Source organism: Catenuloplanes japonicus (assembly GCF_000717135.1).
Taxonomy (GTDB): Bacteria; Actinomycetota; Actinomycetes; order Mycobacteriales; family Micromonosporaceae; genus Catenuloplanes; species Catenuloplanes japonicus.
Window position 1 is genome coordinate 1 of record NZ_JNXY01000033.1, and the last position, 24,342, is coordinate 24,342.

Genomic DNA, 24,342 nt, shown 5'->3' on the forward strand with positions numbered 1-24,342 from the left:
CCGTTCTCATAACCGGCCGGCGCTGTCGAGGTCGTGAGATGGCCGGGCTCGCCGCCGCTATGTCATGAAATTTCGGGCGCAGAGCACCCCCGCGGCCAGTCTGGATCCGGCACCGCGTCGACGCCCGGCCGGAAAGGATCATTCGGTGCCGCAAAAACCAGATCCACTCGGACTGTTGACCTGGTTTTTGCGGCACCGAATGATCCTTTAGCTATGGCGGTCGCCTGCGCGAGCGTCAGGGCGGTTCAAGATCCTTGCGTCTCTGGTGGCCCTTATTCGGCCCGGGAGAGGGTCACCAGAGGCGCAAGAATCTTGAGTCTCGGATATTGGAAGGTGGCTCTCGGTCTTTGGGAGGCAGGACGGGTGTGTGTGCGAGACGGAGGTCGTGCGGCTCTTGGGTCTTTCGGGCACGGAGTGCCCGAATTTCGGTACATAGTGGCTTGTGGAGTCGGCTGCGACCTGGCCCTGGCACTGAAGGTTCAGTAACCGTGCCCGCTGATGCTGCTGGTGCCCGGCGGGAATCGCGTGATCTTCCCGGACCACGACGGAACCGGCTCCGACGCGAAGGGGAAAGCGGAGCGCCGGCGGAGTCTTTGCCCGAAGCGAGGTTTGCCCGCGGGAGCAAGCGGACCGCAACCACGCTGGAAGCGGGAGAGTTTGGGTCTGGGGTTGCCGCCGGGTTGGGGTGAGAAGCGGCGGCGGCGGACGGGCTGGGCCGTCGCGTGAGCGGGCTCGGGGTCCGGGGTCGTCCCGGGCAGGCTCAAGCGTTCGCGGGAGCGTGCGGGCTGGGCCGGGCCGGCAGCGGGAAAGTGTGGAGCTGTTGATCTGGAAAGGGTTTGGTAGTAGACCCATTGCTCATGGGACTCACCCTGGACGGTCTGCGGGCCGCAATCGATACCGGTGAGATTGACACGGTCGTGCTGGCCGTGACCGACATGCAGGGGCGGCTGCAGGGGAAGCGGTTTCACGCCGCTTACTTTCTGGACGATGTGGTCGCGCACGGGGCCGAGGGGTGCAACTACCTGCTGGCCGTGGACGTGGACATGAACACGGTCGACGGGTATGCGATGTCCTCGTGGCAGCGCGGATACGGCGACTTCGCGATGGTGCCGGACTTCGACACGCTGCGGCGCGTGCCGTGGCAGCCGGGGACGGCGATGCTGCTGGCGGATCTGGCCTGGCCGGACGGTTCCGGGTACGTGCCTCCGTCGCCGCGTCAGATTCTGCAGCGGCAGCTGGACCGGCTCGGTGAGTACGGGTACACGGCCTGGGCCGGCACGGAGCTGGAGTTCGTGCTCTATCGGGACACCTACGAGGACGCGCAGCGCAAGGGCTACCGCGATCTCACGCCGGCGAACCTCTACAACGTGGATTATTCGCTGCTCGGCACGGCGCGGGTGGAGCCGCTGCTGCGCCGGATCCGTAACGAGATGTACGGGGCCGGCCTGGTTCCGGAGTCGGCGAAGGGCGAGTGCAACCTCGGCCAGCACGAGATCGGCTTCCGGTATGCGGAGGCGCTCACGGCGGCCGACCACCACGTGATCTACAAGAACGGTGCGAAGGAGATCGCGGCGCAGGAGGGCATGTCGATCACGTTCATGGCGAAGCCGAATGCGCGTGAGGGCAACTCCTGCCACATCCACTTCTCGCTGCGGGACCACACCGGCACGCCGGCGATGCCGGGTGACGGGCCGGGCGGGCTGTCGCGCGTCGGCGGATACGTGGTGGCGGGGCTGCTCGCGAGCATGCGGGAGATGAGCCTGTTCTACGCGCCGCACATCAACTCGTACAAGCGGTACCAGCCGGGCTCGTTCGCGCCGACGGCGGTGCGCTGGGGCGTCGACAACCGGACGTGTGCGCTGCGGATCGCCGGTCACGGCGCGGGCACCCGGGTGGAGAACCGGGTGCCGGGCGCGGACGTGAACCCCTACCTGGCGATCGCCGCGCTGGTCGCGGGCGCGCTGCACGGCATCGAGCACGAGCTGTCGCTGGAGGAGGCGTTCGCGGGCAACGCCTACGAGGACGCGGCCGCGCCGCGGGTGCCGCCGACGCTGCGGGACGCGCGACGGCTGTGGGAGTCGTCCGGCCTGGCCCGTGACGCGTTCGGCGACGACGTGGTTGATCACTACGCGAACAACGCCCGGGTGGAGCTGGCCGCCTTCGACGCCGCGGTCACGGATTGGGAGCTGCAGCGTGGCTTCGAGCGGCTGTGAGAAAGGCAGCGCAGCGAGCGGCTGTGAGAAAGGCAGCGCAGCGAGCGGCTGTGAGAGAGGCCAGCACAGTGAGCGGCTGTGAGAGAGGCCAGCACAATGAGCGGCTATAGCGTGATAAATCCCGCAACGGGGGCAGTCGTCGAGACGATCCCCATGGCGGGCGTCGAGGAGGCCGACGCTGCGATCGAGACCGCGGCCAAGGCGTTCGAGACCTGGCGGCACGTCGCCCCCGGCGATCGTGCCCGCCTGCTGCGCCGCTTCGCCGCCACCGTTGACGCGCACGCGGAGGAGCTGGCCGCGCTGGAGGTCCGCAACGCCGGCCACACGATCGGCAACGCGCGCTGGGAGGCCGGCAACGTCCGCGACGTGCTGGACTACTACGCCGGCGCGCCCGAGCGCCTCTCCGGCCGGCAGATCCCGGTCGCGGGCGGTCTGGACGTCACGTTCCACGAGCCGCTCGGCGTGGTCGGCCTGATCGTGCCGTGGAACTTCCCGATGCCGATCGCGGCCTGGGGTTTCGCGCCCGCGCTCGCGGCCGGCAACACCGTGGTGCTCAAGCCCGCGGAGCTGACGCCGCTGACCGCGCTGCGCCTGGCCGAGCTGGCCCTGGAGGCGGGGCTGCCGGAGGGCGTGTTCACCGTGCTGCCCGGCCGTGGTGACGTGGTCGGCACCCGGTTCGTGACGCATCCGGCCGTGCGGAAGGTCTGTTTCACCGGCTCGACCGCGGTCGGCAAGCGCGTGATGGCCGGCTGTGCGGAGCAGGTGAAACGCGTGACGCTGGAGCTGGGCGGCAAGAGCGCGTCGATCGTCTTCGCGGACGCGGACCTGGCCGAGGCGGCCGCCGCCGCACCGGGGGCGGTCTTCGACAACGCAGGTCAGGACTGCTGCGCGCGGTCCCGGCTGCTGGTCGAGCGCGCAGTCTACGACGACTTCCTGGCGCTGCTGGAGCCGGCCGTGCGGGCGTTCCGCACCGAGGACCCACGCCTGGAGACCGCGCAGATGGGCCCGCTGATCTCCGGGAAGCGGCACGGGGTGGTCAAAGCCTATGTGGACGACGCGGAGATCCTGACCCAGGCGACCGCGCCGGACGGGGACGGCTTCTGGTTCCCGCCGACCGTGCTGCGCGCGACGTCCACACAGGACCGGCACTGGCGGGAGGAGATCTTCGGCCCGGTCGTGTCCGTGCTGCCGTTCGACGGTGAGGACGAGGCGGTCCGGCTGGCCAACGACACCGCGTACGGCCTCTCCGGCTCGATCTGGACCCGCGACCTCGGCCGGGCGATCCGGGTCGCCCGCGGTGTCGAGGCCGGCAACCTGAGCGTCAACTCGAACTCGTCCGTGCGCCACTGGACGCCGTTCGGCGGCATGAAACAGTCCGGCCTCGGCCGCGAGCTGGGCCCGGACGCGCTGCTCGCCTTCACCGACGTGAAGAACGTCTTCATCAACACCACAATCTGACGGGGGTACGCATGGAGCGGTTGGCCGGCCGGGTCGCGGTCATCACGGGCGCGGGCAGCGGCATCGGGCTCGCCACGGCACGCCGGTTCCGGGACGAGGGCGCGTTCGTGGTGTGCGCGGACGTGGATTCCCACGCCGGACAAGCCGCGGCCGAGGAGGTCGGCGGCGAGGCCGTCACCGTGGACGTGGGCGACGAGGACCAGGTCCGCGCGCTCTTCGACGGCGTCGCCGAGCGGCACGGCCGGGTCGACATCGCGTTCAACAACGCGGGCATCTCCCCGCCGGACGACGACTCGATCCTGACCACCGGCCTGGACGCGTGGGAGCGGGTGATCCGGGTCAACACCACGAGCGTGTTCCTGTGCTGCAAGTACGCGATCCCGCACATGCGGCGGCAGGGGAAGGGCTCGATCATCAACACCGCGTCGTTCGTGGCGCTGATGGGCGCGGCCACGTCGCAGATCGCGTACACGGCCAGCAAGGGCGGCGTGCTGGCGATGACCCGCGAGCTGGGCGTGCAGTTCGCCCGCGAGGGGATCAGGGTGAACGCGCTCTGCCCCGGCCCGATCGCCACGCCGCTGCTGCTGGAGTTGTTCGCGAAGGACCCGGAGCGGGCCGCGCGACGGCTGGTGCACGTGCCGATGGGCCGGTTCGGGCAGCCGGAGGAGATCGCCGCCGCGGTCGCGTTCCTGGCCAGCGACGACGCCTCGTTCATGACGGCCGGCCAGTTCGTGGTGGACGGCGGCATCACCGGCGCTTACGTCACACCTTTGTAAGTAAGGTGTGTTTGGGCCTCCCACGACCCGGGCACTGTGATCTGTAACAACCCGTCACCAGCGGAACCATCCCCACCGGGGGCGGGACAGAAGAGGGGCCAAGGGCCCCGCTGACGTACCGCCAACAGGCTGCGACGGCGGGTGCCGGCCGTGAAGTACGCCGGGCGCCACGGTTGACCAAACCGTGGCGCCGGCGTCTTTTCACGGGATGACATGCTTGCCGGGTGCGACTTCCTGACCTGGGCATCGGAACGCCCGCGCCGACCGGCGGACCACGGTTGCTGGGCGAGGTGCTGAGCAGCGGCCTGGCCGACCCGGCCGTGTGCGAGGCGGCCGGGCGCGTGCTGATCGTCAGCAGCCGGTTCAACGCGTGGGCCACCGGCGACGGCCTGGCCGAGGCCGGCGGCGCCGAGCTGAGCCGGATCACCGCCGACGTGGACGCGGCCTGGTCCGCCGTCACCGCGGCCTGGCGCGAGCTGGCCGGTCGCCAGGAGGCCTCGGCGGCGGAGCGGCGCGCGATCACCACCGCGATCGGCCTGACGCCGCAGGAGCGGATCGCCGCCTACCGGAAGGCCGACGCGGACGCGGGCCTGGACGGGGGCCGCACCGCGCTGGCCGACGAGCTGTCCGCGCTGGCCGGACGCTACGAGGCGCTCCCGCATCGCGCATCCTGGGATCGCGGCTGAGCCTTTACCGTGGGATGTCCGCGGTGGGCATACGGTGGCACGATGCGACCGATCATCGGTATCACGTCCTACCGTGAGCCGGCCTCCTGGGGCATCTGGCGCGACACCGCCGCCGACCTGATCCCGCACACCTACGTGCGGATGGTCACCGAGGCCGGCGGCCGTGCCGTGCTGCTCCCGCCGGACGACACGGACGCGGACGTGCTGCGCGTGCTGGACGGGCTGCTGCTGGCCGGCGGCGCGGACATCGGCCCCGCGCTCTACGGCGAGACGCCGGCCGCGTTCACCGACACCCGCCCGGACCGGGACGCGGGCGAGGTCGCGCTGGTGACGGCCGCGATCGGAGCCAGGCTGCCGGTCCTGGGCGTGTGCCGGGGCATGCAGCTGCTGACCGCCGTGCACGGCGGGCGGCTGCACCAGCACCTGCCGGACGTGCTCGGCCACGAGAAGCACCGGCCCGCGCCCGGCGTGTTCGGCACGCACGGGCTGCGCTGCGCGCCGGGCAGCCGGATCGAGGCGCTGCTGGGCGCGGCGGCCGAGGTGAACACCTACCACCACCAGGGTGTCGCGGACCCGGGCCGGCTGACCGCGACCGGCTGGGCCGACGACGGGCTGATCGAGGCGGTCGAGGACCCGGCCCACCCGTTCCTGCTGGGCGTGCAGTGGCACCCGGAAGAGGCGGGTGACCTCCGGCTGTTCGCCGCGTTGGTCAACGCAGCGGGGATCAAGGACTAACCGGACCGCAACCGGGACGAGCGGCGGGCCGGGACGGGCACCGCCGATAGGACGAGGAACAAGGGGAGGACGCATGACGCGACCGCTGATCGGGCTCACCACGTACGCGCAGGACACCCGCTTCGGCACGGTGGACGTACCGGCGGCGGTACTCCCGCTGACCTATGTGCGCGCGGTGCACGCGACCGGCGGCCGGGCCGTGCTGATCACCACGGACGACCCGGGCCACGACGTGCTGGACGGCCTGGACGGCATCGTGTTCACCGGCGGCTCCGACGTCAGCCCCGGCTACTACGGTGCGGAGCCGCACCCGCTCACGGTCAGCGTGCCGGAACGCGACGAGGCCGAGATGCTGCTGATGCGCGGCGCTCTGGCCGACCCGCGCCTGCCCGTGCTCGGCGTGTGCCGCGGCATGCAGCTGCTCACCGTCGCGTCCGGCGGCCGCCTGCACCAGCACGTGCCGGACATCGTGGGCCACTCCGGGCACATGCCCGGCGACGACCAGGACGGCCACCACGGGGTGCGCCTCGCGCCCGGCTCGCGCGCCCACGCGATCCTCGGCCCGGAGGCGCCGGTCAACTCGTTCCACCACCAGGCCGTAGCGGACCCCGGCCGGCTGGTCGCGACCGGCTGGGCCGACGACGGGCTGATCGAGGCCGTCGAGGACCCGGACGCCGGGTTCGTGCTCGGCGTGCAGTGGCACCCGGAGCGCACCGACGACCTGCGCCCGTTCGCCGCGCTGGTCGAGGCCGCGCGCAGCCGTGCGCTGACCACCCGCACCCGCCTGGCAGCGTGACGTTACGGCGCGACCCCGGACGGGTATAGGGCGGGCCGGATCTGACGTGTCGGGAGGGTGATGCATGGCCGTCGCCTCGGAGGAGTCAGCGGAGGATCTTCCTCCGGAACTCGCGATGGCGTTCGCCGCCGGTGGCGAGATGGGCTCCCGGCTGCGCGACCTCGACTGGTCCGCGACCACGGTCGGCCCGCCCGCGGGCTGGCCCGCGGTGCTGCGCGGCGCGGTCGCGCTGATGCTGGCCTCCAAGGCCCAGATCATCATCTTCTGGGGCGAGGAGTACACCGCGCTCTACAACGACGCCTACATCCCGGCGATGGGCGCGAAGCACCCGGCGTTCCTGGGCCGGCCCGGCCGCGAGATGTGGGACGAGGTCTGGGGGCTGCTCGAAGCGCTCTTCGACGGCGTGGCCAGCACCGGCGAGGCGTTCTGGGCGCCGAACCACCGGTTCATGCTGGCGCGGCACGGCTACCTGGAGGAGACGTACTTCGACATCTCCTACGACCCGATCCGGCTGCCGGACGGCGCGGTCGGCGGCATCTACTGCATCGTCACGGACACCACCACGCGCGTGGTGGGGGAGCGGCGGGTCACGGCGCTGAGCGCGCTCGGCACCCGGCTCGCGGAGGCGGCCAGCCAGCCGGTGCTGGCCGAGGAGGTCGTCCGGGTGCTCGCGGAGTTCCCGGCGGACGTGCCGTTCTCGCTGCTGCACCTGGAGCCGGTCACGGCCGGGGAGGCGCCGATCCGCGCGGTCGGCGGCGTCGCGGCGGCGGACCTGCAGCCCGGCGCCGCGGCCGTGGTCGCGGACGTGCTGGCCGGCGGGGTGGAGGGCGCACCGCGTACCCCCGATGTGCTGTTCAAGGCGCCTGAGTCCGCGGCCGGGGACGCGGTCGCGCTGCCGATCACGGCCGGCACCCAGACCGTCGGCGTGCTGGTGGTGGGCGTGAGCCGGCATCTCGCGCTGGACGAGCTCTACCTCGGGTTCCTGCGGCTGGCCGCGACACAGGTCAGCAACGCGGTGGCGAACCTGCGCGCCTACGAGCACGAGCGCGCGCAGGCGGCCGCGCTGGCCGCGCTCGACGAGGCGAAGACCAGCTTCTTCTCCAACGTCAGCCACGAGCTGCGCACGCCGCTGACGCTGATCCTCGGCCCGCTGGAGGACGCGCTCGCCGCGCCCGCGCTCGCCGCCGCGCAGCGCGAACGGCTGGAGGTCATGCAGCGCAACGGTTTCCGGCTGCTCAAGCTGGTCAACACGGTGCTGGACTTCTCCCGGATCTCGGCCGGGCGGCTGCGCGCGGCCTACCAGCCGACGGATCTCGCGGACTACACCGCGCGGCTGGCCAGCACGTTCCGCTCCGCGACCGACCGGGCCGGGCTGGAGCTGCGCGTCGACTGTCCGCCGCTGCCCGCGCCGGTCCACGTCGACCGGGAGATGTGGGAGAAGATCATCTTCAACCTGCTCTCCAACGCGGTGAAGTTCACGTTCACCGGCAGCGTAACGGTCCGGGCACGGGCCGTCGGCGCGGTCGCGGTCGTCGAGATCGCGGACACCGGCGTGGGCATCGCGGAGTCCGAGACGCCGCTGCTCTTCGAGCGCTTCCACCAGGTCCGGGGCGTGCGGTCCCGCAGCCACGAGGGGACCGGCATCGGCCTCGCGCTGGTCCGCGAGCTGATCGAGCAGCACGGCGGCGTGGTCACGGTCCGCAGCACGCCCGGCGAGGGCAGCACGTTCCGGCTGACCGTGCCGTTCGGCACCGCCCACCTGCCGCCGGACCGGCTGATCGCGGCCGCACCGCTGGCCGAGGAGCCGGACGGCCGCCAGTTCCTGGAGGAGACGCGGCAGTGGCTGGCCGAGGCGCCCGCCGAGGCCCCGGAGAGCACACCCGGGCGCGGCCGGATCCTGCTCGCGGACGACAACGGCGACCTGCGCGACCACGTGGCCCGGCTGCTGCGCCCGCACTGGGACGTGGTCACGGTGGTGGACGGTCAGGAAGCACTGGACGCCGCGCTGGACGCCGCGCTCGAGACGCCGTTCGACCTGGTGCTGACGGACGTGATGATGCCCCGGATGGACGGGTTCGCGCTGGTCGGGGCGCTGCGCGGGGATCCGCGGACCAGCGGCCTGCCGGTGATCATCCTGTCCGCGCGGGCCGGCGACGAGGCCTCCGTCGAAGGGCTGGCCGCCGGCGCGGACGACTACCTGGTCAAGCCGTTCTCCGCGCGGGACCTGGTCGCCCGCGTCCGCGCCAACCTGGAGCTCGGGCGGCTGCGTGGCCGGATCACGAACCGGCTGCGCGCACTGGTCGACGCGGCCGCGGAGCTGAACGCGGCCCGCTCCACCGCGACCGTCATGGAGATCGCGGCCGACCACGCGCTCCGCATGGTCAACGCCGGGCGCGTGGTGGCGACCGTGCGCGACATCAGCGTGCAGACCGGGACCGGGGAGGAGACGCCGGAGCTGCCGACCGCGGTGGTGCCGCTGGCCGGCGCGACCGGCGACCCGCTCGGCGAGATCTCGGTGTGGCGCGACGGCCACGACCCGACACCGTTCGACGAGGCCGTGCTCGCGCAGCTCGGCCGCCTGGTCGGCATCCGGCTGGAGAACGCGCGCCTCTACGAGGCCGAGCACCGGATCGCCACCACGCTCCAGCACAGCCTGCTGCCCAGCTCGCTGCCGAAGGTGCCCGGCTCGGTGGTGGCCAGCCGCTACCTGTCCGGCAGTGCCGAGGCCGAGGTCGGCGGCGACTGGTACGACGTGATCGTCGACCCGCACGGCCGCCTCGACCTGGTCATCGGCGACGTGGTCGGCAAGGGCGTGCACGCGGCCGCCGCCATGGGTCAGCTGCGCAACGCGCTCCGGGCGTACCTGCTGGAGGGCTTCGACCCCGGCGAGGCGCTGACCCGGCTCAACCGGCTGGTCGACAACCTGGGGCGCCGGCTGTTCGCCACCGTGGTCTGCGTGCGCTACGACCCGTACCGGCGCGATCTCTGGTTCGCCAGCGCCGGGCACCCGTCGCCGGTCGACATCTCACCGGACCGCACGGTCAGGTTCCTCTACGACACCGCGCTCGGGCCGCCGATCGGCGCGCTCCCGCACGCCGAGTACCGCACCGGCACCGGCAGGTTGTCGATCGGCTCCCGGCTGCTGCTCTACACGGACGGACTGATCGAGGACCGCCGCCAGGGCATCGACACCGGGCTGGCCGCGCTGCTGGTCGAGGCCGCGCGCCCGGCCGACCACGTCGAGGACCTGATCGAGTCGATGCTGCGCCGGGTCGCGGACCAGCCACGGCACGACGACATCGCGCTGCTGGCGCTGGAGGCCACCGAGCCGGACCGGATGCACCTGCGCCTGCCGTCCGACCCGACCCGGCTGTCCGTGCTGCGCCGGCGGCTGGACGACTTCCTGTCCGCGCACGCGGTGCCGGAGAACGAGATCTTCGACCTGACCGTGGCGGTCTCCGAGGCCGCGGCGAACGCGATCGAGCACCCGGTGTCGCCGCGCGAGCCGGTCATCGACATCACGGTGCGGGCCGAACTGGACGCGGACGGCACGGTGACCGCGGTAACGGCGACGATCCGGGACACCGGGGAGTGGCGGCCGGAGGGCGAGGCCGGGTTCCGCGGGCGCGGGCTGGCGCTGATCAGGGCGCTGGCGACGCTGACCGTCGAACGGTCGGAGGCGGGCACGGCGCTGACGCTGCGGCGTACCCTCGAAAGATCTTGATCTCAGGCGGTCAGCCAGGGCTGGTCGCCCAGCCCGGAGATCTCCAGCACCCGCCGGACCTGGCGCGACGGCAGCACCGAGAGCCGGCCGGCGTAGTGCTCCGCGATGCGCACCAGCGCGTGGATCGCGGCCGAGTCGAAGAACGACACCGGGCGCAGGTCGAGCGTCAGGAACGCGGCCGGTGCGCCGGTCGCGGTGGAGAACAGCCTGTCCGCCGTGGCCATGTCGACCTCGCCGGACACGCGCACGCTGAGCTGGTCTCCGTCGACCTCGGCGACGGCGGAGAACGGCGGTTGATCCACGCTGGCTACGATTCCACAGGCGCGGGGAGCGGAGCAACAACCTCCCACCCCATCCGGTGAACGCACAGCCGTCAGCGCTCTCCCCGGGGCGGCGATAGGCTTTCCGGCATGACCGTTCGCGCGCCTCTCACCCCGGGCACCGTCACGCCGTGGCGGCAGGTGCCCGCCCAGATCGCCCGCCCGGAGTACGTCGGGAAGGAACGCCCGCGTCAGTGGACCGGGTCGCACGTGCAGACCCCGGAGACCATCGAGAAGATGCGTCTCGCCGGCCGTCTCGCGGCCCAGGCCACCCAGCTCGCCGGCGAGCACTGCAAGCCCGGCGTCACCACGGACGAGATCGACCGGGTCGTGCACGAGTTCCTGATCGACCACGGCGCCTACCCGTCCACGCTCGGCTACAAGGGCTTCCCGAAGTCCTGCTGCACCTCGCTCAACGAGGTCATCTGCCACGGCATCCCGGACAGCACGGTCCTGGAGGACGGCGACATCATCAACGTCGACGTCACCGCGTTCATCGGCGGCGTGCACGGCGACACGGACGCCACGTTCACCGTCGGCGACGTCACCGACGAGGCACGCCTGCTGGTCGAGCGCACCCACGAGGCCATGATGCGCGGCATCAAGGTGGTCGCGCCCGGCCGCCCGATCAACGTGATCGGGCGCGTCATCGAGTCGTACGCGAAGCGGTTCGGCTACGGCGTCGTGCGCGACTTCACCGGCCACGGCATCGGCGAGACGTTCCACAGCGGCCTCTACATCCCGCACTACGACAACCCGTCGCTGGACACGCTGATGGAGCCCGGCATGACGTTCACCATCGAACCCATGATCACGCTCGGCACCCACGAGTACGAGATGTGGGACGACCGGTGGACCGTCGTCACCAAGGACCGTGCCTGGACCGCCCAGTTCGAGCACACGCTCGTGGTGACCGACTCCGGCTACGAGATCCTCACGCTGCCCTGATCAGACGTCGAACATGGTCTCCGGGGTCGCGTCGACCGCGCGCCCCCGGCCGGCCAGCTCCGTCTCCAGTTCCCGCAGCACCCGGCCCAGGTCCGTCATGTCCAGCCCGGCGAAACCGGTCTTGCGCACCGCGTCCGCGCTGTTGCGGAAGTAGGTGCGGCTCAGCAGCCCGGTCACCATCGCGGCGTGCAGGCGCACCTCGCCCAGCAGGAGCAGCGCGGCGTCGGTCTCGTACCACTCGGCCAGCCGGACCGCCCTGGTGTGCGCCTCCGCCGCGGACGCCCACGCCTCCCGCGCCAGCGCCGTGAACTCCGGCGGGCGCGCCTGCGCCAGCCGCCCCAGGTGCGTGTCACGCAGCCGCCGCAGCCAGCCGTCCGGGTCGTGCACCGCGCGCGTCGTCACGTAGCGGTCCGCCGCCAGCGGCCACAGCGGCGACAGCACGCGGGCCTCGTGCAGATAGTCGTCCGCGCCGACGACCCGCACGCGTACCAGCACGTCATCGATGCGCCGGCTCACGGTCCGCGGCCCACCACCCGGCCGGTAGGTCACCACGATCATCTCGACGCCACTGGTCTCCGTGTCGTCCCCGTGCGCCAGACTCCCGTGCACGCCAACACTCCACACGTCCGCCGGATACCGCCGCCGCACCGCCGTACCCACCCGTTCCGCCACCGCCCACCGCGGATTCACGAGATAAGGATTCCCATCACCCACCCCGCGCATCATCGTCTTACCGCCCCACCCGAACCACCCCCACGCCAATTCCCTCAAAACCATTAAAAATCCCCACGAGGGTACGACTCGGAACTCCATCTCCCCGGCGCATGATCAGCCATCGGCCGTGATTCACCGGGCCGCTCCAGCACGCTTATCGACCTACTCGGTCACCATGCCGGAAATTCCCGTCATGCGCCTGCGTGCGCGATCAAGGGCAGCAAATCTGCTCTTCATAGATCGGCAAGCGTGATCATCGGAGCGAATTCAGTGCGTTTTTCGAGCGGCTTTTGCTCCGAGGCAAAAACAGCAGCCAGACCACCCAACGCAACCAATAACACGAAATATCGGGCGCGCCAGCGCCCGGTTGACCGCGGTAAGCCCAGCCTTCGACGCCGAACGCCCACTACCCGGACAAATTACCCAGGACCAGAGCGGAGGCGTCGCCCGCGCGAGGAAATGACGCGCGGCGGGCGTAGGCCGCGCGTCTGAGGGTGACCGCCCTGGCCGGGCGGGGCCGGCCGCCAGGCCGATGGCGACGTGGCGACGGTGGTGACGGCGGTGGCTTCTTTCGTGAGCACGCCGGAACCGGCTCCGAAACGGCGTGCGTAACGGAGCGAAGCGGAGGTGGAGCCCGCCGGAGGTTTGCCCGCGGGAGCAACGCTGCCGGACCACGCTGGAAGCGGGAATATCGGGTTCTGGGTTCGTTCCCCAGGCTGATTCGATCGTCCGCGGGAATGCGGCCCGGACCACGCTGGAAGCGGGAATGTCGTTCCGGGCGGTCCCCGGGCCGGTTCGAGCGCCACGGGAGCGCGCGGGCTCGACCGCGGCGGAAGCGGGAATGCCGGGTCCGGGGCTGTCCCCGGGCCGGTTCGAGCGCCCGCGAGAAGGCGTGCGGGCCGGACCACGCCGAAAGTGGGCAAAGGAATCTAAAGCTGCTCCCCCGGGAACGGAACCGTGGTCGGCGTGACCTTGGCGGCGATGCGCCAGCGGGTGGCGCGGAGGGCGGAGTCGGTGAGCGCGCTGAGGGCCAGCACCCGGTCGGTGCCGGTCGTCGGCGGCAGGGCGGCGCGCCAGATCGCGGCCGCTCGCTCCTCGATCTCGATGGCCAGCGTGAGCGCGGTCGCCTGGTCGGTGAGCGGGTACGGAAGCGTGTATCCGGCCGCGGGCGGGGACGGCGTGGCGGACAGTTCGGCGAAGCGGGTGAGGAGCGCGTCGCGGAGGTCGCGGTGGGCGGCCTCGGCGTCGCGGGCCTGGGTGACGAGCGCGTTGCCGGTCAGGCGGACGCCGATCGGGGCGTAGGCGAAGATCGCGGCCTCCTCGCCGGCCAGTGCGGCGGCGAGTTCCGGCGGGACGGTCATCGGAGCACCTCGGCGTGGGTGGCGCGGGCGGCGGCGATGGAGCCGAGCAGCGCGGCGCGGGTGGCGGGGGCGGTGGCGCAGGCGGTGGCCGCGGACTTCTGGCCGGTCTGTTCCGCGGCGCGGAGTTCCGCGAGCGTGACCGAGGCCGCGGTCGTGGGTGAGCCGGAGGGTGGCACCGGGACGCTGCCGGCCGTGACCGGGGACGGCGGCGGGGTCATGACCTTCGTCAGTTCGGCGAGGTGTGCGGTGTGTGCCTCGAGCATCGGGGTCAGGCGGCTTGCCAGCGAGGGCTGGGCGGCGTACGCGGCCTGGTAGAGGTCGAGCAGCGCGCGGGTCTCGGCGAGCAGTGGCTCGAGTGCGTCCGGCGGTGGTGGCGGTGGCGGTGGCGTCTCCTGGTCGTCGGGGGAGCAGCCGGCGAGCGCGGCCGTGGCGCCGGCCAGCGCGACGGCGCCGGCGAGTATCCGGCGTCGCGTGGAAGCCATCGTGAAAGCCCTCCCGTAAGCCGCGTCACATCAAGAGTGACAGTCAACCTTACGGCGAACGGATGGTCGTGAGCGGTGCGGAACCTATCGCGATGTTTCTCGTTGTATCGGAGGGTATGCGTAGCGTAGTGGCTGTCGCGCGCCGGTGGGACAGTTCGGTGCGGCGGCCCGTCGTCCCCACGGCCGTCGCGTTACGCTCAGCGCAACCGCTGGGTGAATTGGGCCCAGCGGACCACTGGCGTGGCCGCTTTCAATAGGTTTGCGGCTGATAACCGCCGGTGGCCGAGCGCGAGGGGGTATGCCGGATGACGCAGCGTGGCCGAGGTGCCGGCCGATCGGGCCCGGGTGCCCGCGGGGCCGCCGCACCCGACCGGCGCAGGCCGTCCCCGGGTCCCCAGCGGCCGCGGGTGGACACCGCGGCGCTCCGTGCCCGGCTGGAATCGATCATCGGCCCGGTCGTCGCCGAGTCCGGCTGCGACCTGGAGGACCTGACCGTCTCCCGGGCCGGGCGCCGGCAGATCATCCGCATCCTGCTGGACGCGGACGGCGGCGTCGGTCTGGACGCGATCGCGCAGGTCTCCCGCGCGATCTCCGCGGCGCTGGACGAGGCCGAGGAGACCGGCGGCGAGCTGGTCCCGGGGGAATACCAGCTGGAGGTCGGCTCGCCGGGCGTGGACCGGCCGCTCACCCTGCCCCGCCACTGGCGGCGCAACGTGGGCCGGCTCGTGCAGGTCACGGCCGGGGACAAGCAGGTGACCGGGCGGATCACCGCGGCGGACGAGGACGGCGTCGTCATCGAGACGGCCAAGGGAATCGTCGAGGCGGAGTACGCCCAGCTCGGGCCGGGCCGGGTGCAGATCGAGTTCAACCGGGTCGAGGAGGCCGAGTTCGGCCCCGACGACGAGCATGACGACGACGAGCACGACGACGACCTCGACGACGAGGACGACGAAGACGACGAGGAATTGGAGGGCGAGGAGAGGTGAACATCGACCTCGCGGCGCTGCGCGCGCTGGAGCGTGAGCGGGAGATCCCGTTCGAGACGATCCTCGCCGCGATCGAGACAGCGCTGCTGACCGCCTACCGGCACACGGACGGCGCGGAGTCGCACGCCACCGTGCGGATCGACCGGAAGTCGGGCGCGGCGTCGGTCTATGCCCAGGAGGTCGACGCGGACGGCGTCGTCACCCGGGAATGGGACGACACCCCGCACGACTTCGGCCGCATCGCCGCGATGACCGCGAAGCAGGTCATCCTGCAGCGCCTGCGTGAGGCGACGGACGAGGTGCACTTCGGTGAGTACGTGGGCCGCGACGGTGACCTGGTCACCGGCGTCATCCAGGCCCACGAGGCACGCGCCGAGAAGGGCATCGTCACGATCGACCTGGGCAAGCTGGAGGCGGTGCTCCCGCAGGTGGAGCAGGTCCCCGGCGAGCAGTACGACCACGGGCAGCGCATCCGCTGCGTCGTGGTCCACGTGGCCAAGGGTTTCCGCGGCCCGCAGATCACGCTGTCCCGCTCCCACCCGAACCTGGTGAAGAAGCTCTTCGCGCTGGAGGTTCCGGAGATCGCGGACGGCACCGTGGAGATCGCGGCGATCGCACGTGAGGCAGGTCACCGCACGAAGATCGCGGTCCGGTCGACCGCGTCCGGCGTCAACGCCAAGGGCGCCTGCATCGGCCCGATGGGCCAGCGGGTGCGCGCGGTGATGAGCGAGCTGCACGGTGAGAAGATCGACATCATCGACTGGTCGGACGATCCGGCGCAGTTCGTCGGCAACGCGCTGTCGCCGGCGAAGGCGCTGCGGGTGGAGGTCGTCGACGCCGGGAGTCGTACCGCGCGGGTCACGGTGCCCGATTTCCAGCTCTCGCTGGCGATCGGACGCGAGGGACAGAACGCGCGACTCGCCGCCCGGCTGACCGGTTGGCGGATCGACATCCGGCCGGACAACGAGCAGTCGCCCGGGGCCGGACGGGACCGCGCGGATCACGCTGCCGAACCAGGCGGCGCCGCCGCGGGCGCTTAGGAGTAGACTTCTTCAGGTGGGGCGAGGCGTGGGCAGAAATCCGCGTCGTGTGGACCAGTCCGCGCGTCAAAAGATAGATCTACGCCTGAAACCCCCTGTGCGTACGTGTGTCGGTTGTCGGCACCGTGCATCAGCATCTGAAGTCCTGCGGTTTGTCATGGTCGGTTCGGAGCTACGCCCCGACCCGCCCCGCAGGCTGCCGGGCCGGGGAGCACACCTGCACCTCGATCCGGCTTGCTTCGCGCTGGCGGAGCGGCGCCGGGCCTTCGGCCGGGCGCTGCGGTTCACCGGTGTCCTGGACACCGCGCCGCTGGCCGAGCACATCCGTGCGGTCTCCGCACCGCATGGGACTACTGGTGGCGGGGCAACGCCCCGCCCGGACCAGCAAGGTGGACGACCAACATGAGCACACGATGAAGTCCCTGAAATGACCAGGCTTCTAGTGCACGAGTGAGGTCGATGCGGGCCGTGCCCGCACGACCTCGGAGTGAGGAGTGCAGTGGCAGGAAAGGCCCGCGTACACGAGCTTGCCAAAGAGCTCGGGGTCGAAAGCAAGGTCGTGCTCGCCAAACTCAAGGAGATGGGCGAGTTCGTCAAGTCGGCATCCAGCACGGTGGAGGCGCCTGTCGCCCGCCGTCTGAGGGGTGCGATGGTCGCGGGATCGGCGCCGAGCGCGCCGGCCTCCCCGGCCCCGTCCGGTTCTGGTGACGCGCCGCGTCCCGGCCCGTCCGCGCGTCCGGGCCCGCCCCGGCGTCCCGGACCGCCGGTTCCCGGCCCGAACAGCGCCGGCGCACCCGCGCCCGGCCCGGCTCCGGCCGCGCCGCGCAACCCGTCGGCCCCGGTTCCGGGTCCGGCCTCTCTCCGTCCCAAGGCGCCTGTTCCCGGCCCTCCGGCCCCCGTGGCCAAGCCGGCGAGCGCCCACGACATCGAGGTGGCCGCTGCCGAGCAGCGCGCCGCCGCGTTGAAGGCCGAGCAGGAGGCGTCCGTCAAGGCCGCCCAGCAGGCCGCCCGTCAGCGTGAGACCACCCGCCGCGAAGGTGGGGGTGCCGCGCCCGGCGACCCGCGTCCGAAGTTCGGTCCCGCAGCCATGGGACCGCGTCCCGGTTCTCCCGCGGCCCGTCCGCAGGGTGGTCCGGGCAGCGGCCCGCGTCCGGAGCGTCGCGACGGTCCCGGCGACCGCCAGGGCCGTCCCGGCCAGGGTGGCGCGCCCGGTGGCAACCGTCCGCCGCGCAGCGGTGGCAACAACCCGTTCGGCATCACGCCGGGCGGTAACCGGCCGTCGGCTCCGGCCGCCGGTCCCGGCGGTCGGCCCAGCCCGGCCGGCATGCCGCCGCGGCCCAGCCCGGCGTCCATGCCGCCGCGGCCCAGCCCGGCCTCGATGCCGAGCCAGCGGCCCGGTCGTCCCGGTGGCGGCCCCGGCGGTGGCGCCGGTCGTCCCGGCGGCGGTGGCGGCGCTGGTCGTCCCGGTGGCGGTGGCGGCGGTTTCCGCGGCGGTCCCGGTGGCGGTGGCGGCGGCGGTGGCTTCCGCGGCGGTCCCGGTGGCGGCGGTGGCGGTGCCGGTGGCGGTTTCCGTGGCGGTCCCGGTGGCGGCGCTGGTGGCGGTGGCTACCGCGGTGGCCCCGGTGGCGGCGGTGCTCCGGCCGGTGGCGGCGCTCCGGGTCGTCCCGGTGGCGGCGGTCGTGGTCGTGGCGGCGGCGCCGCGGGTGCCTTCGGGCGTCCGGGTGGCAAGCCGGCACGCGGCCGGAAGTCGAAGAAGCAGAGGCGTCAGGAGTTCGACAATCTGTCGGCCCCGACGATGAGCTCGGGCGCTCCCCGGGGTAACGGCCAGGAGATCCGGCTGTCCCGTGGCGCGTCGCTCTCCGACTTCGCCGACAAGATCAACGCGAACCCGGGCACGCTCGTCCAGGAGATGTTCAACCTGGGCGAGATGGTCACGGCGACGCAGTCGTGCTCCGACGACACGCTGCTGCTGCTCGGTGAGCACCTCGGCTTCAACGTGCAGATCGTCAGCCCCGAGGACGAGGACCGCGCCCTGCTGGCGCAGTTCAACATCGACCTCGATGCCGAGGTCGCGGAGGACCGCCTGGTCACCCGTCCGCCGGTCGTGACCGTCATGGGTCACGTCGACCACGGTAAGACCAAGCTGCTCGACGCGATCCGCAAGGCGAACGTCGTGGCGGGTGAGGCCGGTGGCATCACCCAGCACATCGGTGCCTACCAGGTGCACGTCGAGCACAACGACATCGAGCGCGCCATCACCTTCATCGACACCCCGGGTCACGAGGCGTTCACCGCCATGCGTGCACGTGGTGCGCAGGTGACGGACATCGTGATCCTGGTGGTCGCGGCGGACGACGGCGTGATGCCCCAGACGATCGAGGCGTTGAACCACGCCAAGGCCGCTGAGGTGCCGGTCGTGGTCGCGGTCAACAAGATCGACAAGCCCGAGGCGAACCCGGACAAGGTGCGCCAGCAGCTGACCGAATACGGTCTGGTCGCCGAGGAGTACGGCGGCGACACCATGTTCGTCAACGTCGCGGCCAAGCCCGGCATCGGCATCGACGACCTCCTCGAGGCCGTCCTGCTGACCGCGGACGCGTCGCTGGAGCTCACCGCTCCGATCGACGGCGCCGCACAGGGTGTCGCGATCGAGGCGCACCTGGACAAGGGCCGCGGTGCTGTCGCGACCGTCCTGGTGCAGAAGGGCACGCTGCGGGCCGGCGACTCGATCGTCGCGGGTGGTGCGCACGGTCGCGTGCGGGCCATGCTCGACGAGAACGGTCAGTCGATCCCGGAGGCGGGCCCGGCGCGTCCGGTCCTGGTCCTCGGTCTGACCGCGGTTCCCAGCGCCGGCGACACGTTCCTCGCCGCGGCGGACGACCGTACGGTCCGGCAGATCGCCGAGCAGCGGCAGGCACGCCGTCGTGCGGCGAGCTTCGCCAACTCCCGTGGCCGCGCCACCCTTGAGACGCTCATGGAGCAGATCAAGGAGGGCGAGAAGACCTCGCTCAACCTCATCCTCAAGGGTGACGGTTCGGGTTCGGTCGAGGCCCTGGAGGACGCGCTCTTCAAGCTCGACATCCCGGAAGAGGTTCAGCTCAAGATCCTCGACCGTGGCGTCGGTGCCATCACGGAGAGCAACGTCATGCTGGCGAGCGCGTCCGACCCGGCCGCGACGATCATCGGCTACAACGTCCGTGCATCGAACAAGGTGCGCGAGATCGCCGACCGCGAGGGCGTGGAGATCCGGTACTACTCGGTCATCTACCAGGCCATCGAGGAGATCGAGGCGGCTCTCAAGGGCCTGCTCAAGCCGGAGTACGAAGAGGTCGAGCTGGGCACCGCGGAGATCCGCGACGTCTTCCGCTCGTCCAAGGTCGGACTCATCTCCGGTTGTATCGTCCGGTCGGGGCTCATTCGCCGCAACGCGAAGGCCCGGGTCATCCGCGACGGTGCTGTGGTGGCGGACAACGTCACGATCAGCTCCCTCAAGCGGTTCAAGGACGACGCGACCGAGGTGCGCGAGGGCTTCGAGTGTGGTCTGACGCTGGGCGGTTACAACAACGTCCAGGTCGGCGACGTCATCGAGACCTTCGAGATGCGCGAGAAGCCGCGCGCGTAAGCGTGTGACGCTGTGACCAGCGCCTTTCCCCGGGTTCCGGCCCGGGGAAAGGCGCTGGCCCTCGCTACGGACAGGTGAAATACTCCCGGCGATGTTTACCGGAACCGTGGTTTTCGACCTGCTCCTGCCGGGTGACTCGCGATCGCTGAAAGCGAAGCGTGCGTACATCCGGCCCATCGTCGCCGCGTTGCGACGTTTCGAGGTCTCCGCCGCCGAGGTGGGCTCCCAGGATCTGCACGGCCGCGCCGAGATCGGCGTGGCCGTCGTCGCTGCCGAGCCCGCCCACGTCGGCGAGGTGCTGGACACCTGCGAGCGGCTGGTCGCCGGTCGCCCGGAGGTGGAACTGCTGTCGGTCCGCCGTCGCCTCTACGGCGCGGACGACTGACGAGAATGACGCACGGGTACTGTCAGCGTGGAGGTGGACGAGATGACTGATTCGGCCAAGGTGCGCAGGCACGCCGAACGAGTTCATAAACTGGTGGCCTCTGTTGTGCGTACGCAGATCAAGGACCCCCGGCTCGGGATGATCACCATCACCGATGCCCGGCTCACCGCTGATCTGCGCGAGGCGACGATCTTCTACACGGTGCTCGGCGACGCCACCGAGCAGGCGTCCACGGCGGCCGCGCTGGAGAGCGCGAAGGGCCTGCTGCGGAGCACCGTCGGCAAGGCGCTCGGCATCCGGCACTCGCCGTCGCTCGCCTTCGTCCTGGACAACGTCCAGGACCAGGCGAAGCACATCGACGACCTGCTCGCCCAGGCGCGCCAGGCGGACGCGGAGACGCAGAAGATCGCCGCCGGGGCCACGTACGCGGGCGACGCCCAGCCGTACAGGGAAGACGACGACGAGGACGACGAGCTGCTCGAGGACGAGAACGAGCTGGTCGAGCAGGAGAAGCGGTGACCGCCGCGCCGGCCCGCGCCGTCGTGCCGCCGCCCAGGACCGCCGTGGAGGGCCCGATCGGCCCGCCGCGGGAAACGGACTGGGCGGAGGCCGTGGCCGCGGTCCGGCGCTGGCTCCCCGACGGGCGGATCCTGCTGGTCTGCCACGTCAACCCGGACGGCGACGCGCTCGGCAGCATGCTGGCGTTCGCCCACGGGCTGGCCCGGCTCGGCGCCCGGAACGTGCAGGCCACGTTCCCCGGGCCGCCGGAGGTGCCGGAGTCGTTGCGTGAGATCCCCGGCATCGACCGGGTGATCCCGGAGACCGAGGCGTGGGCCGCGCCCGACCTGCTGTGCACGTTCGACGCGGCCAGCACGGGCAGGCTCGGCGGGCTCGCCGATCGGCTGGGCACCGCCCGCGACTCCGTGGTGCTGGACCACCATGCCTCCAACCCCGGCTTCGGTACGGTACGGCTGGTCGACCCCGCCGCCGCGGCCACGTCCATCGTGGTCGAGCAGCTGCTGGACAGGCTGGACGTGCCGCTGGACGCGGAGATCGCCGAGTGTCTCTACACGGCGCTCACCACGGACACCGGATCGTTCCGGTTCGCCACCACGCCGTCCGTGCACCAGATGGCCGCGCGCCTGATCGCGACCGGGCTCCGTCCCGGTGAGATCTCGCAGCGCGTCTTCGACAGCCGCCCGCTCGGCGCGGTCAAGCTGTTCGGCGAGGTGCTCGGCCGTTGCGAGCTGGACCAGGAGGCGGCGCGCGGGCACGGCCTGTGCTGGACCACGGCCACCCGCGCCGATCTGGAACGCCACGGCCAGCGGGCGTACGTGCTGGAGGCACTGATCGACTCCGTGCGCTGCGTGGCCGAGGCGGATGTGTGCGTGGTGCTCAAGGAGATCGGCGACGACTCCTGGTCGGTCTCGATGCGGAGCAAGGGTGCGGTGGACGTGTCCCGCGTCGCCGGTCTGCTGGGTGGCGGTGGCCACCGGGCCGCGGCCGGCTTCACCGGCGCCGGCACCCCCGAGGACGTGCTGGCGTCCGTCCGCGCGGTCCTGGACGAGTCCGTCATCCGCTAGCCCCCTGGTCGGAGCCGTTGTTCACGGTGACAATCGATGTATGGAGGCTCCCCGGGAAGTCGCGGTCGATGCGCCCAGAGCGTGGGACCGGCCGTTGGTGGTCATGCCCGTCTTCGCCGTCTTTTCGCTGGTCGGTGGCCAGCTTCCGTCGTTCTCCACGGCGGCCAACCTCTATTCGCTGAGCATCGGCGGCACGCTGATGTGGTACGGGTTGTCGCAGCGGATGCCCCGCCGGGCGGCCCCGGAGCGGCCCGGTCGCGGCACGGTGTGGTGGCTCGCGCCCGCGGTGGTGTTCGTGGCGCTGGAGAGCTCGACGTTCCTGAGTGGTTCGCAGGAGTCGTATCCGACACTGTCCAAACTGGCTGATCCGTTGCTGGCGGATCCGACCACGCGCGCGGCCGCCTACTTCGGCTGGATGTCCGCGTTCTGGGGACTGGCCCGGCGATGACGCGCTGGTTCGCGATCGTCGGTTTCGTGCTGGCCGGCCTGCTGGTCGTGGCCGTGGAGCTGGCCGCGCGCCGGGAGGACTCACGGGTGCCCGCGCTCGGCGACCTCTGCGGGTACGTGATGCGGTATCAGGTCGGGCGGGTGCCGGTTGGCCGGATCGGCATCCTCGGCTTCTGGTGGTGGCTCGGCTGGCACTTCTTCGCCAGATGACCACTTATATCCGGATTTAATTGATTTCCACGGATCGGTTACCAGTCCGTATAACGGGAACTGTCGGCTCACGGTCCTCGACTTAACGTTAACTTGGGTAGCGTGCTGGTGGGTCCGGGACACCGTCGTCCGTACCCACGCTGATTTTTCTGCTTTTGCATGGTTGCTCCAGGTCCGACCGACTCGGGGCTCGCGCGCCGCCGCGGCAGGCTCCGGTGATCCCGGAGGATCCGCTGGCGTGTCGCAGAGGCACCGCCTGTCGCGGGCGCGATCCGCGCGCCCGGGGCTCCACCATGGAGGAACCACCATGACCGTCACCGCTACGCGCCCTGCCGCTCCGGTCACGCCGGCGCCGGCCACCACCGCGTCCCCGTCGCCCGCGCGTCCCGACGACGCCCGGGAAGAGGCTCGCCGCGCGCTGCAGGCCTCGCTGGACACCCGTCAGTAAGGACGTTCCTGTAAGTGCCGCGCCGCGCTTGCGGGCCTTACCCGGCCTGTGTCACCATGCGCGGCGATGAACGACTCCGACCCAGCTGACCGGGTGCCGCTGCGCCGGATCGCCGCGCTCGCCCTGCCGGCCCTGGTGGTGCTGGCCGCCGAGCCGATCTACGTGCTGGTCGACACGGCCGTGGTCGGCCATCTCGGCCGTGTGCCGCTGGCCGCGCTCGGCATCGGCGGCACCGTCATGTCGTTCGCGGCGTGGCTCGGCACGGTCATGGCCTACGGCACGACCGGCCGCTCCGCCCGCCGCTTCGGCGCGGGAGACCGCAGGGCCGCGGTCGAGGAGGGCGTGCAGGCGTCCTGGCTCGCGCTCGGCATCGGCCTGGCGATGATCGTGATCGTCCAGATCGTGGCCGGGCCGCTCATCCGCGCGCTGGCCGGCGGCCCCACGCCGGTCGCCCAGGCCGCGGAGCAGTGGCTGCGCATCGCGGTGCTCGGCGCGCCCGGCCTGATGCTGGTCGCGGCCGGCAACGGCTGGATGCGCGGCGTCCAGGAGACCCGCCGTCCGCTGGCCATCGTGGTGGCGGCCAACGTGGTCTCCGCCGTGCTGTGCCCGCTGCTGGTCTACCCGGCCGGGCTCGGCCTGCACGGCTCCGCCATCGCGAACGTCATCGCGCAGCTCGGTTCCGGCCTGCTCTTCGTGGCCGCGCTGCTGCGTGAGCGCGCACCGCTGCGCCCGCACCCGTCCGAGATCCTCGCCCAGCTCGTCGTCGGGCGGGACCTGCTCATCCGCGGCGCCGCGTTCCAGGCCTGCTGGCTGTCGGCGACCTCGGTCGCGGCACGGTACGGCGACGCCGCGCTCGCCGCGCACCAGATCGGCATCCAGCTGTGGTTCTTCGCCGCGCTCGTGCTGGACGCGGTGGCCATCGCGGCCCAGTCGCTGGTCGGCGCCGCGCTCGGTGCCGGGGACGAGCCGCAGGCCCGCCGGCTGGGACGGCAGATCGGCCTGATCGGGCTCGCGTCCGGCGTGTTGTTCGCCGTGGTCTTCGGCGCGGGCGCGCGGGTGATCCCGGCGCTGTTCACACCGGACAGCACGGTGCACGCGCAGGCGCTGGTGGTGTGGCCGTGGTTCACCGGCCTGCTGCCGCTGGTCGGCGTGGTCTATGCGCTGGACGGCGTGATGATCGGCGCGGGGGACGTGGCGTTCATGCGGAACATGACGATCGTGGCCGCGCTGGGCGGCTTCCTGCCCGGCATCTGGGTGGCCTACGCGCTGGACCTCGGGCTCGGCGGCGTCTGGGCCGGGCTGGCGCTGTTCACGGTGATCCGGCTGGTGGCGCTGCTGCTGCGCGTCCGCACCCGCGCCTGGTCCCTGACCGGCGCGACCCGCCCCTCCTGACCGCGACCGTGACCGC

At 71.8% G+C, this 24,342-nt stretch carries 23 protein-coding genes; 19 read left to right on the top strand and 4 right to left on the bottom strand.

Annotation, left to right across the window (positions count from 1 at the left end; all coding sequences use genetic code 11):
• Window positions 1-857 precede the first annotated feature (857 nt).
• From OP04_RS37325 to OP04_RS37355, 7 genes are all read left to right on the top strand, one after another.
• Window positions 858-2,213, top strand: a complete 1,356-nt coding sequence (locus OP04_RS37325) for a glutamine synthetase family protein (protein ID WP_033344691.1) — start codon at window positions 858-860, stop codon at window positions 2,211-2,213.
• Between the two features lie 96 nt (window positions 2,214-2,309).
• Window positions 2,310-3,671: an aldehyde dehydrogenase family protein gene (locus tag OP04_RS37330; RefSeq protein ID WP_033344692.1), complete on the top strand. Its 1,362-nt coding sequence runs from the start codon at window positions 2,310-2,312 to the stop codon at window positions 3,669-3,671.
• An 11-nt stretch (window positions 3,672-3,682) separates the two neighbouring features.
• Window positions 3,683-4,447, top strand: coding sequence for a 3-oxoacyl-ACP reductase (locus tag OP04_RS37335; protein WP_033344693.1), 765 nt, complete (start codon window positions 3,683-3,685; stop codon window positions 4,445-4,447).
• A gap of 224 nt (window positions 4,448-4,671) precedes the next feature.
• Complete coding sequence (locus OP04_RS37340) at window positions 4,672-5,133, top strand: hypothetical protein (RefSeq protein ID WP_157240882.1); 462 nt, start codon at window positions 4,672-4,674, stop codon at window positions 5,131-5,133.
• 42 nt (window positions 5,134-5,175) lie between these two features.
• Window positions 5,176-5,868: a gamma-glutamyl-gamma-aminobutyrate hydrolase family protein gene (locus OP04_RS37345; protein WP_033344695.1), complete on the top strand. Its 693-nt coding sequence runs from the start codon at window positions 5,176-5,178 to the stop codon at window positions 5,866-5,868.
• Between the two features lie 73 nt (window positions 5,869-5,941).
• The gene (locus OP04_RS37350) at window positions 5,942-6,664 is read left to right on the top strand and encodes a gamma-glutamyl-gamma-aminobutyrate hydrolase family protein (protein ID WP_033344696.1); all 723 of its coding nucleotides are present in this window, start codon (window positions 5,942-5,944) and stop codon (window positions 6,662-6,664) included.
• A 64-nt stretch (window positions 6,665-6,728) separates the two neighbouring features.
• Window positions 6,729-10,388 carry a SpoIIE family protein phosphatase gene (locus tag OP04_RS37355; protein WP_033344697.1) on the top strand — a complete coding sequence of 1,220 codons (3,660 nt, stop codon included), beginning with the start codon at window positions 6,729-6,731 and terminating at the stop codon, window positions 10,386-10,388.
• Window positions 10,389-10,390: 2 nt separating this feature from the next.
• Here the strand turns inward: OP04_RS37355 and OP04_RS37360 are convergent, their stop codons facing one another.
• Complete coding sequence (locus OP04_RS37360; RefSeq protein ID WP_157240884.1) at window positions 10,391-10,690, bottom strand: STAS domain-containing protein; 300 nt, start codon at window positions 10,688-10,690, stop codon at window positions 10,391-10,393.
• 108 nt (window positions 10,691-10,798) lie between these two features.
• Here OP04_RS37360 and map point away from each other — a divergent pair, with 108 nt between their 5' ends.
• Window positions 10,799-11,656, top strand: coding sequence for a type I methionyl aminopeptidase (gene map, locus OP04_RS37365; RefSeq protein ID WP_033344698.1), 858 nt, complete (start codon window positions 10,799-10,801; stop codon window positions 11,654-11,656).
• Here map and OP04_RS37370 read toward each other — a convergent pair whose 3' ends face one another.
• The 3 genes from OP04_RS37370 to OP04_RS37380 all read right to left on the bottom strand — a co-directional run bounded on the left by OP04_RS37370 (window position 11,657) and on the right by OP04_RS37380 (window position 14,213).
• The gene (locus tag OP04_RS37370; RefSeq protein WP_332309703.1) at window positions 11,657-12,346 is read right to left on the bottom strand and encodes a nucleotidyltransferase domain-containing protein; all 690 of its coding nucleotides are present in this window, start codon (window positions 12,344-12,346) and stop codon (window positions 11,657-11,659) included.
• Window positions 12,347-13,299: 953 nt separating this feature from the next.
• Complete coding sequence (locus tag OP04_RS37375; RefSeq protein WP_033344700.1) at window positions 13,300-13,731, bottom strand: ferritin-like domain-containing protein; 432 nt, start codon at window positions 13,729-13,731, stop codon at window positions 13,300-13,302.
• Complete coding sequence (locus OP04_RS37380) at window positions 13,728-14,213, bottom strand: hypothetical protein (protein WP_051799683.1); 486 nt, start codon at window positions 14,211-14,213, stop codon at window positions 13,728-13,730. The genes OP04_RS37375 and OP04_RS37380 overlap by 4 nt, the downstream gene beginning before the upstream one ends.
• Before the next feature lie 305 nt (window positions 14,214-14,518).
• Between OP04_RS37380 and rimP the strand changes: the two genes are divergently transcribed.
• From rimP to OP04_RS37430, 11 genes are all read left to right on the top strand, one after another.
• Window positions 14,519-15,199: a ribosome maturation factor RimP gene (gene rimP / locus OP04_RS37385; RefSeq protein ID WP_033344701.1), complete on the top strand. Its 681-nt coding sequence runs from the start codon at window positions 14,519-14,521 to the stop codon at window positions 15,197-15,199.
• A complete protein-coding gene (gene nusA, locus OP04_RS37390) occupies window positions 15,196-16,239 on the top strand; it encodes a transcription termination factor NusA (RefSeq protein WP_033344702.1) in 1,044 nt (347 codons plus the stop codon). Before rimP ends, nusA begins: the two co-directional genes overlap by 4 nt.
• Before the next feature lie 97 nt (window positions 16,240-16,336).
• On the top strand, window positions 16,337-16,645 hold the full coding sequence (locus OP04_RS52420; RefSeq protein WP_269746730.1) for a YlxR family protein: 309 nt from the start codon (window positions 16,337-16,339) through the stop codon (window positions 16,643-16,645).
• Between the two features lie 93 nt (window positions 16,646-16,738).
• Complete coding sequence (gene infB / locus OP04_RS52425; protein WP_085067076.1) at window positions 16,739-19,861, top strand: translation initiation factor IF-2; 3,123 nt, start codon at window positions 16,739-16,741, stop codon at window positions 19,859-19,861.
• A gap of 91 nt (window positions 19,862-19,952) precedes the next feature.
• On the top strand, window positions 19,953-20,246 hold the full coding sequence (locus tag OP04_RS37405) for a DUF503 domain-containing protein (RefSeq protein ID WP_033344704.1): 294 nt from the start codon (window positions 19,953-19,955) through the stop codon (window positions 20,244-20,246).
• Between the two features lie 42 nt (window positions 20,247-20,288).
• Window positions 20,289-20,765 carry a 30S ribosome-binding factor RbfA gene (gene rbfA, locus OP04_RS37410; protein WP_033344883.1) on the top strand — a complete coding sequence of 159 codons (477 nt, stop codon included), beginning with the start codon at window positions 20,289-20,291 and terminating at the stop codon, window positions 20,763-20,765.
• 23 nt (window positions 20,766-20,788) lie between these two features.
• Window positions 20,789-21,829 carry a DHH family phosphoesterase gene (locus tag OP04_RS37415; protein WP_051799730.1) on the top strand — a complete coding sequence of 347 codons (1,041 nt, stop codon included), beginning with the start codon at window positions 20,789-20,791 and terminating at the stop codon, window positions 21,827-21,829.
• Window positions 21,830-21,869: 40 nt separating this feature from the next.
• Window positions 21,870-22,277 carry a hypothetical protein gene (locus OP04_RS37420; protein WP_033344705.1) on the top strand — a complete coding sequence of 136 codons (408 nt, stop codon included), beginning with the start codon at window positions 21,870-21,872 and terminating at the stop codon, window positions 22,275-22,277.
• Window positions 22,274-22,486, top strand: coding sequence for a DUF6186 family protein (locus tag OP04_RS37425; protein WP_033344706.1), 213 nt, complete (start codon window positions 22,274-22,276; stop codon window positions 22,484-22,486). The genes OP04_RS37420 and OP04_RS37425 overlap by 4 nt, the downstream gene beginning before the upstream one ends.
• A gap of 307 nt (window positions 22,487-22,793) precedes the next feature.
• Entirely contained in the window at window positions 22,794-22,934 is a 141-nt protein-coding gene (locus tag OP04_RS53965; RefSeq protein WP_157240886.1) for a hypothetical protein, read from the top strand.
• 66 nt (window positions 22,935-23,000) lie between these two features.
• The gene (locus OP04_RS37430; protein ID WP_033344707.1) at window positions 23,001-24,326 is read left to right on the top strand and encodes an MATE family efflux transporter; all 1,326 of its coding nucleotides are present in this window, start codon (window positions 23,001-23,003) and stop codon (window positions 24,324-24,326) included.
• Window positions 24,327-24,342 lie beyond the last annotated feature (16 nt).

Excerpts from the sequence above, each read along its gene's own strand:
- OP04_RS53965 (WP_157240886.1), top strand. The coding sequence starts at position 22,794 with ATGACCGTCACCGCTACGCGCCCTGCCGCTCCGGTCACGCCGGCGCCG.
- OP04_RS37380 (WP_051799683.1), bottom strand. The coding sequence starts at position 14,213 with ATGGCTTCCACGCGACGCCGGATACTCGCCGGCGCCGTCGCGCTGGCC.
- OP04_RS37420 (WP_033344705.1), top strand. The coding sequence starts at position 21,870 with ATGGAGGCTCCCCGGGAAGTCGCGGTCGATGCGCCCAGAGCGTGGGAC.
- OP04_RS37425 (WP_033344706.1), top strand. The coding sequence starts at position 22,274 with ATGACGCGCTGGTTCGCGATCGTCGGTTTCGTGCTGGCCGGCCTGCTG.
- OP04_RS37330 (WP_033344692.1), top strand. The coding sequence starts at position 2,310 with ATGAGCGGCTATAGCGTGATAAATCCCGCAACGGGGGCAGTCGTCGAG.
- OP04_RS37430 (WP_033344707.1), top strand. The coding sequence starts at position 23,001 with ATGAACGACTCCGACCCAGCTGACCGGGTGCCGCTGCGCCGGATCGCC.
- rimP (WP_033344701.1), top strand. The coding sequence starts at position 14,519 with ATGACGCAGCGTGGCCGAGGTGCCGGCCGATCGGGCCCGGGTGCCCGC.
- rbfA (WP_033344883.1), top strand. The coding sequence starts at position 20,289 with ATGACTGATTCGGCCAAGGTGCGCAGGCACGCCGAACGAGTTCATAAA.
- OP04_RS37335 (WP_033344693.1), top strand. The coding sequence starts at position 3,683 with ATGGAGCGGTTGGCCGGCCGGGTCGCGGTCATCACGGGCGCGGGCAGC.
- OP04_RS37375 (WP_033344700.1), bottom strand. The coding sequence starts at position 13,731 with ATGACCGTCCCGCCGGAACTCGCCGCCGCACTGGCCGGCGAGGAGGCC.
- OP04_RS37345 (WP_033344695.1), top strand. The coding sequence starts at position 5,176 with ATGCGACCGATCATCGGTATCACGTCCTACCGTGAGCCGGCCTCCTGG.
- map (WP_033344698.1), top strand. The coding sequence starts at position 10,799 with ATGACCGTTCGCGCGCCTCTCACCCCGGGCACCGTCACGCCGTGGCGG.
- OP04_RS37405 (WP_033344704.1), top strand. The coding sequence starts at position 19,953 with ATGTTTACCGGAACCGTGGTTTTCGACCTGCTCCTGCCGGGTGACTCG.
- OP04_RS37325 (WP_033344691.1), top strand. The coding sequence starts at position 858 with ATGGGACTCACCCTGGACGGTCTGCGGGCCGCAATCGATACCGGTGAG.
- OP04_RS37350 (WP_033344696.1), top strand. The coding sequence starts at position 5,942 with ATGACGCGACCGCTGATCGGGCTCACCACGTACGCGCAGGACACCCGC.
- OP04_RS37355 (WP_033344697.1), top strand. The coding sequence starts at position 6,729 with ATGGCCGTCGCCTCGGAGGAGTCAGCGGAGGATCTTCCTCCGGAACTC.